The organism is Streptomyces sp. NPDC004561, from assembly GCF_053602155.1.
The window spans coordinates 1-8,353 of record NZ_JBSGDB010000391.1; the positions used below are offsets into that span (position 1 = coordinate 1).

An 8,353-nucleotide genomic window follows, 5' to 3' on the forward strand; every position below is an offset into this window, starting at 1 on the left:
GCCAGGTCGGCGAAGGACAGGTCCGCCCAGATCGGCCCGGCCCGCCGGTAGCGGGCCGGGGCGGCGTCCCCGGGGGCGTACCAGCCCACGCCGAAACCGTCGGCGTTGACCGTGCCGTACCGCTGCCGCCGCGGCGCCCACGACTGGCGGAACAGGCTGTGCGCCGGCTCCACGAGGATCCGGCCCAGCGGCTCCTCCGGCCCCAGATAGGCCAGGTGACGGCACATCAGACGGCCTCCGAGCGGGCGGTGCGGAACCCGGAGAAGATCTGCCGCCGGATCGGGTAGTCCCAGTTGCGGAACGTGCCCCGGCAGGCCACCGGGTCCACGGCGAACGAACCGCCGCGCAGCACCTTGTGGTCGGAGCCGAAGAACACCTCCGAGTACTCCTTGTACGGGAAGGCCCGGAACCCCGGGTACGGCAGGAAGTCGCTCGACGTCCACTCCCACACGTCACCGATCAACTGCCGTACGCCCAGCGGCGACTCACCGGCCGGATAGCTGCCGGCCGGCGCGGGCCTGAGGTGGCGCTGGCCGAGGTTCGCGTGCTGCGGCGCGGGATCGGCGTCGCCCCAGGGGTAGCGGGTGGTGCGGCCCGTGGCGGGGTCGTGGCGGGCGGCCTTCTCCCACTCCGCCTCGGTGGGCAGCCGGCGCCCGGCCCAGCGGGCGTACGCGTCGGCCTCGTACCAGCACACGTGCAGCACCGGCTCGTCCGGCGGGACCGCCTCGGTGATCCCGAAGCGGCGGCGCAGCCACCGGTCGCCGTCCCTGCGCCAGAACAGCGGGGCCGTGATGGAGTGCTGCCTGATGTGGGCCCAGCCCTCCGGGGTCCACCAGCGCTCGGTGTCGTAGCCGCCGTCCTCGACGAACGCCTGGTACGCCGCGTTCGTCACCGGCGTCGTGTCGATCCAGAACGGCGCCACCTCCCGCGTGTGCGCCGGGCGTTCGTTGTCCAGCGCCCACGGCTCACCGGACGTTCCCATGGTGAACGGGCCGCCGGGGACGAGGACTTCGGCCGGGCCGGTGAACAGCGGGGCCGGCTCCGGGTCCGGCGCGGTCAGGACCTGCGGCCCCTTTCTCAGCTGATGGGTGATCAGCATCGTCTCGTCGTGCTGCTGTTCGTGCTGCGCGATCATCCCGAACGCGAAACCGGCCTCGGTCAGCCGGGTGCCGTGGAAGTCCGCCGCTTCGAGCAGGTCGAGCGCCCGGCCGCGCACCTCGGCCGCGTAACCGCGGGCCTCGGCGGGCGGCAGCAGCGGCAGCGAGGGACGCTCCGCGCGCGGGTGCTCGAAGGCGTCGTACAGGCTGTCGATCTCGGGTCGCATGGCCTCCCGTCCGCCGACCGCCCTGAGCAGCCACAGCTCCTCCTGGTTGCCGATGTGCGCGAGATCCCACACCAGCGGGGACATCAGCGGGGAGTGCTGCGCGGTGAGGTCGGGTCCGTCCACGCAGCCGGTGAGCAGGGTGGTGCGTTCGCGGGCGGCGGTGAGCGAGGCGAGCGCGCGTTCTCGCAGGGCCTCGGTGTCCGGCTCCGCGGTCGTGGTGTCGCTCTCGGGGGCGGTCATGTGCGGATGTCCTTCCTGCCGGGGGCGGCGGGGCTGCCCCCGGCCGGGGAGAGGTCCGTGCCGGGCAAGCGGTCCAGCAGGTCGTCGGCCGGACAACGGCCCCGCGCGACATGGCGGTCCAGGTACTCCGCCACGGCGTCCGTGACCTCGGTGGTCGCGCCGATCCGGGGCAGCGCCTCGAGCGCCGCCGTGAAGCAGACGGCGGCGGCCTCGCGCAGCTCCGGGTCGGCGAGTCCCAGCCGGGCCGCGTCGGCCCACAGCCGGTTGTGCGGGGCGGGCACCTGCATGGCCCGCTCGCCCAGGTGCTTCAGGCTCCGGTACGCCGTCTCGGCGGCCTCCGGATCGTCGAAGAGCGCCGCCGTCACCGCGAGCGGCACGATCCAGCCGTCGTCGCCGGGCTGCGCGTCGATCATGCGCAGCTCCAGGTGACCGCGCGGCCGGACCGGCGGGAACAGGGTGGTCAGGTGGTAGTCGAGGTCCGCCCGGGTGGGCGGTCTGGGCTGCCGGGAGCGTGTCCACTCCCGGAAGGTGAGCCCCTCGGGGACCTCCCACGGCCCGCCGTCCCCGCGGACGCACATCACCGGGGAGTCCAGCACATGCCGGGCCCATGCGGTGCGTGGGTCCCCGGTCAGCGGGGGAGCGCCGGCCCGGCCCGCGCCGATCTCCATCCACATCAGCTGCCGGGAGGACATCCAGCCCGTGGGCCGGGCGCCGATCAGCGGGGAGTTGGCGAACGCGGCCACCAGGACCGCGCCCAGCCGGTGTGCCAGCCACCAGCGCCGCACATGCCCCAGCGGGCCGGGCTCCTCGTGGCCGGCGTCCACACAGACCTGGACGGAGGCGGTGGCGCACATCATGTGACGGCCGGCCGGGCCGTTGCGGTCGAGGCAGGTCTCCATCGCGTCGTACCGCGGCTCGTGCAGGAACCTGCGGGGCGCGTGCCAGGGATCGTGGCCGATGCCGACGAGACCGAGCCCGTCCTCGGCGAGGACGGCCCGGACGGTGTCCAGGTCGGCGGAGACGGTGCCGATGCACTCCATCAGGGAGGCGGCGGGCGGCGAACTCAGCTCCAGCTGGCCGCCGGGTTCGACGGTGAGCGCCGATCCCAGGGGCACGGCCCGCAGCGTGGCGTAGGCCGCCTCGAGTCGTTCGGGTGTCACGGGGCGCCGTGGGAGGCGCCGGTCGTGGACGAGCCACTCCAGCTCGACACCGAGGGCGCGGGGCGGGCCGGTCTTGAAGCAGATGCCCCTGACCAGGGCCTCCACCTCGGCCTCGGTGACGGCGGTGCGGTGCCCCGTACAGTCACCACCGTCGCTCGCTGTTTGAGACATGTCGGGATCCTCCTGAGATTCCACCATGTCGCCGATCCGGTATCCGGTGAGCCCCGGCCGGCACTCGTCCCACCCAAGACCCTCGCGCCGGATCGCACAAGTGCGCCCCTGGGGACGTTCTGGATCGGTCATCTCCGTTTCCGTACGTGTTCCCGGCACGTTCCGGGCGCGGGAAACTCCGTTGCAGCGCATCACCAGCATCACCCAGGATGCGTGTATGAGCACGACGGGGGAGACCGCGCGGGCCGCGGTCGCGGCGCCCACGGGGGTGGCGCCATGAGCGCGCGCCTGCGCGGTGTCGCCACGGAGACGGAGATCATCGTGGCGGCGGGCCGGTACCGGGCACCGGACGGCCGGGAGGTCTCCATCGCGGCGGCCGTCGAATCCGCCCGGTCCGGCACCCGGATGCACGGCCCCGAGCCGGTCCCCGTGCCATCGGCGCCCGGCACCGGAACGGCCGTCGAGGTCACCGGCGAGAGCAGCCTGGAGGCGGCCCGCCGGCTGGCCGGCGCCCCGGTCGCGGTCCTGAACTTCGCCTCGGCCCGGAACCCGGGCGGCGGCTACCTCAACGGCGCGCAGGCCCAGGAGGAGGCGCTCTGCCGCGCCTCCGCGCTGTACACCTGCCTGCTGCGGGCCCGCGCCTTCTACGACCACCACCGCGCCCACCGCGACCCGTTCTACACGGACCGGGTGATCCACTCACCGGCCGTCCCGGTGTTCCGTGACGACCGCGGCCGGCTGCTGCCGGAGCCGTACCTCGCGGGCTTCCTGACCGCGGCCGCCCCCAACGCGGGCGTCGTGCGGCGTACGGCCCCGGAGCGCGCCGCCGGGCTGCCGGCCGCCCTGGCGGTACGGGCCGAGCGGGTCCTGGAGACCGCCGCGGCCCACGGCTACCGGCGGCTGGTGCTCGGCGCCTGGGGCTGCGGGGTCTTCCAGAACGGTCCGGCGCAGGTCGCGGGGGCGTTCCGCGCGCTGCTCGGGCCCGGGGGCCGGTTCGCCCGGACCTTCGAGCACGTGGTGTTCGGCGTCCTGGACCGCACGCCGGGAGCGACGGTCCGGGAGGCCTTCGAGCGGGCGTTCCCGGAACAGGTTTCCGCGGAGCCCGTTCCCGGGCCCGCGCAGGGCGGCTGAAGCCGTCGGCGGCGAGGCCGGCGGTCAGGTCCAGCCGTAGCGTTCGTGCAGCCGCTGCCGGACCAGGTTGAACCGCATCCGGTCCAGCGCGCACGCCTCCCGGCGCATACCGTCCTCGTGCAGCCGCAGCACCCGGTCCACGTCCACCCAGGAGTCGCGGCCCGAGCGGTCCCACGGCCCGCTGCCTATCGCCACCCACTCCCGGTCGGCGTCGTGCCGCTTGCTGGAGAGCTGTACGGCGAGGAAGGTGCCCGCCGCCTCACGGGCGACGACCAGCACCGGGCGGTCCTTGCCCCGGCCGTCGTTCTCCTCGAACGGCACCCAGGTCCACACGATCTCGCCGGGGTCCGGGTCGCCGTCGTGGGCCGGGGAGTACTCGGTGCGCACCCGGCCGACCTCGCGCGGGTCGGCCTCGGTGGTGGCGTGGGGGCCGTGACGGCCGGGGACGTTCTCATCGGTAGACGTGCTCACGGAGGTACCCTAGTGGTCCGTGTCCGGGACGCAACGGGCGCCTGCCGTGCGAGCGTTACGCCGGCGCGATGTCGGACCGGGTGTCGATCCGCATGCCGGGGCGCCGGCGGTGCACGGTCACATAGGTCAGGCCGCTCTCCCCGGCGGCGATGCTGCGGGTGGAGCCGTGCGGCAGCCACACCAGCGCGCCCTCGGCGAGCGGCCGGGGTGCGTCCGCCTCACCCGCGCCGAGCACGCCGTCCCCGGCCACGACCACGAGCATCACGTCCAGTTGCCGCTCGGTGTGGGTGGTGATCCGGCCGCCCGGGGCGAGCCGCACCACGTTGGCGTCCAGCTGGCGTCCGCTCTCGGCCAGTTTCCACAGCACCCCGGACGGGACCGGCGGATCCTCGGCCAGCGCCCGGGCGTCGCACAGGATGCGCGGCTCCGCCTGCGCGTGGCCCGCCGACTCGCCGTCGGCCGGGGACGGTGACGTCATCTGTACCCCTCGTCGTATCGGTCTCGCTGCCCACCCTACAATTACTACAGGTAAGATTCGTGGAAAATCAGCGCAGGTGAGAGAGGTGTTCGGACGTGGCCACACAGGAAAGTCCGCGCCGGCGCGCGGTCCTGGACGTGTTGCGCGCCGCCCCCGCGCCGCTCGGTGTCACCGAGACGGCCGAGCGGATGGGCGTCCATCCCAACACCGTGCGCTTCCACCTGGACGCCCTGGTGGCCGACGGTCTGGTCGAGCGCCGTAACGACGCCCCCTCGGGCCCCGGCCGGCCCCGCACCGTCTACACCCCCCGCCCCGGCATGGACCGCGGCGGGACCCGCGGATACCTCCTTCTCGCGCGGATGCTGCTCAGTCGATGGGCGGGCGCCGAACCGGCCGAGGCACGCGCGGAGGCGATGGAGACGGGCCGTGAGTGGGGCCGGTTCCTGGTGGACCCGCCGCCCCCGTACGAACGGCCGACGGCGGAGCGCTCGACGGACCGGCTCCTCGCCCTGCTGGACGACCTGGGCTTCGAGCCGCGGCCGGAGGGCGGGAACGAGGAGGCGGGCCGGGCCCCCGAGCGGATCCGGCTGCGGCACTGCCCGTTCCTGGAACTCGCCGAGGAACACGGCCAGTTGGTCTGCCCCCTCCATCTCGGCCTGATGCAGGGCGCGCTGGCCGGACTCGGCGCGCCGCTCACGGCCACCGGCCTGGAGCCGTTCGCCGAACCGGACTCCTGCCTCGCCCACCTGAGCGAGACGGCCGTCGGCTGAACCCCACCGCAATGAGAAAGGCAACACCTCGATGAACGCCACGTCCGCCGCCACCGCCGGCGCGATCACCTTCGTCTGGCTGGGCATGGTCCTGGCGATCTCCTTCGTGGAGGCCCCGCTGAAGTTCCGCGCGCCGGGCGTGACGATTCCCATCGGGCTCGGCATAGGCCGGCTGGTGTTCCGGGCGCTGAACGCCGTCGAGGCGGTCTTCGCGATCGTCGTGATCGCCGCGGTCGCCCTGCGCGGCGCCCCCGCCGGCATCGTCGGGCTCACCGCGGCCGCGGCGGTCCTCCTGCTCGCCCAGCTGGCCGTCGTCCGGCCCATCCTGAACCGCAGGTCCGACCGGGTCCTCGCGGGCGAGGAACTACCCCGCTCGCACAGCCACCTGTGGTACGTGGCCCTGGAACTCCTCAAGGTCGTCGCCCTGATCGCCCTCGGCATCGGCCTGCTCACCGTGTGACGAGCCGGCCCGCGCGCACACGTACGGCCGGGGCCCCGGTGAGGGACCCCGGCCGTCGCCGAAGCCGCTAGTCCTCCTCCTCCACAAGCACCGTCTCCGACGGAGGAGCCGCCGCACCGTCGAGCGAGGGAGCGCCGGCCTTCGGCGCCTGTCCGTCGGCGCCCATCGTGGCGAGCAGCCTGCGGGCGAGACCCAGGCCCGTGCCGCCCATGGTGAGCGCCTTGGCGAACAACTCGCCCATGCCGTCGGCGCCGTTGAGCAGCACCATGTTGTCCACGTTGCCGAACGCAGACGCGCCCGCCTGGACGATCTCCGGCCACTTCTCCGCGAGTTGCTGGGCGACGACCGCCTCCTGGTTCTCGGCCAGGGCGGCGGCACGCGCCTTGATGGCCTCGGCCTGCGCGAGCCCCTGGGCCCGGGTGGCCGCAGCCTCCGCCAGACCCTTGGCCTGCGCGGCGGACGCCTCGGCCTCACCGGTCGCCCGGGTGGCGTCCGCGGTGGCCGCGCCCCGGGTCTTGGTCGCCTCGGCCTCGGCGGCCGCGGCCGTCTTCACCCGGGTCGCCTCGGCGGCGGCCGCGAGCTCCGTCTCCCTGGCCCTCGCCTGCGCCGCCGAGATCCGCGCGTCGCGCTCGGCCTCGGCCAGCGTCCGCGTCTCGTACGCCCTGGCGTCCGCCGGCTTGCGGACGTCGGCCTGCAACTGCTGCTCCCGCCGGTGCGCCTCCAGCTCGGCGACCCGCGTCTCCTGCACGACGACCTCCTGCCGGGCGGCCGCGTCGGCGAGCGGACCGGCCTGCTGCGCCTTCGCGGCCGCCTTGTCCCGCTCGGCCTGGTAGCCGGCCTGCAGGATCTCGCTGTCCCGGGTGGCCTCCGCCATCCGAGCGAAGGACTGCTGCTCGGCCTCGGTGGCGAGCCGGTTCGCCTCCGCCTGCGCGATGCGCGCGTCCCGCTGGACGGCCGCCGCGTGCGGCATCGCCAGGTTCTGCATGTACCCGGTCGGGTCCTCGATCTCGTGGATCTGCAGCGAGTCCACGATCAGGCCCAGCTTCTCCATCTCCGTGCCGCAGGCCGCCCGGGTCTGCCCGGTCAGCTTCTCCCGGTCGCGGACCATGTCCTCGACCGTCAACCCGCCCACGATGGACCGCAGATGACCGGCGAAGACGTTGTGGACCCGCTCCGACATCAGCTTCTGCTGGTCCAGGAAACGCCGGGCCGCGTTGGCGATCGACACGAAGTCGTCGCCCACCTTGAAGATGACCACGCCCCGCACCTTCAGCGGAATGCCCTGATGGGTCACGCAGTCCACGTGCAGCTCGGTCTCGTTCAGGTCCAGGGAGAGCTTGCGCACCGCCTGCACACCGGGCAGCACGAGCGTGCCGCGCCCCGTGACGATGCGGAATCCCATGCCCTCCTCGAGCCCCTCGGTGCGGTGCTTGGAACCGGAGATGATGAGCGCCTCGTTCGGCTCGGCGACCCGCCACATCGCCTTGAACAGACCGATCACAACCAGGACGGCAACGACGACCGCCCCCGCAACGACGCCGACGACCATCGGCATACGCCCCCTTTGCATGGTGCCCTTTCGGCACCGAACGAGGGGAGTGTGCGCCTGTTCCGGTCACCGCAGAAGACGCCGGCGAAGCCTTGTTGCCATCTTGACGCATACCGCCCCCACCAGGGGCGGAGCATGCTCAACTGTCGTACGCGGCGGTGACGTAGACCGTCCGGGGCGGCAGGTACTCCACCACCATCACCACCGTCCCCGGCTGGATCCGGGCGGTGCCGTCGGCGGGATGGGCGAGGAAGTGCTCCGCGCCCCCGCGCACCCGTACGATCACCTCGCCGACCAGCCCGGGCCCGACCGTCCCCGTCACCCGCCCGACGAGCCCGACCATCGACGCATCGTCCATGGCCCAAGGGTACGGGCGGAACGCCGTCATGCGGCCGGTTCGTCCGCGTCCACCCGCTCCGGCGGCCAGAGTTCGTGCCAGCGCAGCTCCGCCTCCAGTTGCGCGGCGAGCGAGACCAGCAGCGGCTCGCTGCTGGCCGGGCCGAGCAACTGGGCGCCGACCGGGAGGCCGTCGCCGGCGAACCCGGCCGGCACGTTCACGCCCGGCCAGCCCAGCACGTTCCACGGCCAGGCGTACGGGC

General features: G+C 73.8%; 10 protein-coding genes and 1 pseudogene. 3 read left to right on the top strand and 8 right to left on the bottom strand.

The genetic code is table 11. From position 1 onward, the window contains the following. The 3 genes and pseudogenes from ACWEN3_RS35170 to egtA form a co-directional block, all read right to left on the bottom strand. Positions 1-227 (bottom strand): annotated as a pseudogene (locus tag ACWEN3_RS35170) (class II glutamine amidotransferase); the annotation flags it as partial. Further along, positions 227-1,564, bottom strand: a complete 1,338-nt coding sequence (gene egtB, locus ACWEN3_RS35175) for an ergothioneine biosynthesis protein EgtB (protein ID WP_452979382.1) — start codon at positions 1,562-1,564, stop codon at positions 227-229. The gene egtB and the pseudogene ACWEN3_RS35170, both read right to left, overlap by 1 nt. Then, positions 1,561-2,895: an ergothioneine biosynthesis glutamate--cysteine ligase EgtA gene (gene egtA, locus ACWEN3_RS35180; RefSeq protein WP_452979385.1), complete on the bottom strand. Its 1,335-nt coding sequence runs from the start codon at positions 2,893-2,895 to the stop codon at positions 1,561-1,563. Before egtA ends, egtB begins: the two co-directional genes overlap by 4 nt. 276 nt (positions 2,896-3,171) lie before the next feature. Between egtA and ACWEN3_RS35185 the strand changes: the two genes are divergently transcribed. Further along, a complete protein-coding gene (locus ACWEN3_RS35185) occupies positions 3,172-4,026 on the top strand; it encodes a TIGR02452 family protein (protein ID WP_452979388.1) in 855 nt (284 codons plus the stop codon). Positions 4,027-4,050: 24 nt separating this feature from the next. Here ACWEN3_RS35185 and ACWEN3_RS35190 read toward each other — a convergent pair whose 3' ends face one another. Together ACWEN3_RS35190 and ACWEN3_RS35195 are read right to left on the bottom strand one after the other, a co-directional pair. Continuing rightward, positions 4,051-4,497, bottom strand: coding sequence for a type II toxin-antitoxin system PemK/MazF family toxin (locus tag ACWEN3_RS35190; protein WP_452979391.1), 447 nt, complete (start codon positions 4,495-4,497; stop codon positions 4,051-4,053). 55 nt (positions 4,498-4,552) lie between these two features. Then, positions 4,553-4,975 carry a cupin domain-containing protein gene (locus ACWEN3_RS35195; RefSeq protein WP_452979393.1) on the bottom strand — a complete coding sequence of 141 codons (423 nt, stop codon included), beginning with the start codon at positions 4,973-4,975 and terminating at the stop codon, positions 4,553-4,555. A 95-nt stretch (positions 4,976-5,070) separates the two neighbouring features. Between ACWEN3_RS35195 and ACWEN3_RS35200 the strand changes: the two genes are divergently transcribed. Together ACWEN3_RS35200 and ACWEN3_RS35205 are read left to right on the top strand one after the other, a co-directional pair. Next, positions 5,071-5,745, top strand: a complete 675-nt coding sequence (locus ACWEN3_RS35200) for a helix-turn-helix transcriptional regulator (RefSeq protein ID WP_452979394.1) — start codon at positions 5,071-5,073, stop codon at positions 5,743-5,745. 31 nt (positions 5,746-5,776) lie between these two features. Beyond that, positions 5,777-6,205, top strand: coding sequence for a hypothetical protein (locus ACWEN3_RS35205; RefSeq protein WP_452979397.1), 429 nt, complete (start codon positions 5,777-5,779; stop codon positions 6,203-6,205). Positions 6,206-6,272: 67 nt separating this feature from the next. Here ACWEN3_RS35205 and ACWEN3_RS35210 read toward each other — a convergent pair whose 3' ends face one another. The 3 genes from ACWEN3_RS35210 to ACWEN3_RS35220 form a co-directional block, all read right to left on the bottom strand. Continuing rightward, entirely contained in the window at positions 6,273-7,760 is a 1,488-nt protein-coding gene (locus ACWEN3_RS35210) for an SPFH domain-containing protein (RefSeq protein WP_452979400.1), read from the bottom strand. A 133-nt stretch (positions 7,761-7,893) separates the two neighbouring features. Further along, positions 7,894-8,112: a hypothetical protein gene (locus ACWEN3_RS35215; RefSeq protein WP_452979403.1), complete on the bottom strand. Its 219-nt coding sequence runs from the start codon at positions 8,110-8,112 to the stop codon at positions 7,894-7,896. 26 nt (positions 8,113-8,138) lie between these two features. After that, the coding region (locus tag ACWEN3_RS35220; RefSeq protein WP_452979405.1) for an amidase family protein at positions 8,139-8,353 on the bottom strand (215 nt) is incomplete at its 5' end.

Bases quoted from the DNA above. Each gene is read 5' to 3' on its own strand.
- egtB (WP_452979382.1), bottom strand. From the start codon at position 1,564: ATGACCGCCCCCGAGAGCGACACCACGACCGCGGAGCCGGACACCGAG.
- egtA (WP_452979385.1), bottom strand. From the start codon at position 2,895: ATGTCTCAAACAGCGAGCGACGGTGGTGACTGTACGGGGCACCGCACC.
- ACWEN3_RS35185 (WP_452979388.1), top strand. From the start codon at position 3,172: ATGAGCGCGCGCCTGCGCGGTGTCGCCACGGAGACGGAGATCATCGTG.
- ACWEN3_RS35195 (WP_452979393.1), bottom strand. From the start codon at position 4,975: ATGACGTCACCGTCCCCGGCCGACGGCGAGTCGGCGGGCCACGCGCAG.
- ACWEN3_RS35205 (WP_452979397.1), top strand. From the start codon at position 5,777: ATGAACGCCACGTCCGCCGCCACCGCCGGCGCGATCACCTTCGTCTGG.
- ACWEN3_RS35210 (WP_452979400.1), bottom strand. From the start codon at position 7,760: ATGCCGATGGTCGTCGGCGTCGTTGCGGGGGCGGTCGTCGTTGCCGTC.
- ACWEN3_RS35215 (WP_452979403.1), bottom strand. From the start codon at position 8,112: ATGGACGATGCGTCGATGGTCGGGCTCGTCGGGCGGGTGACGGGGACG.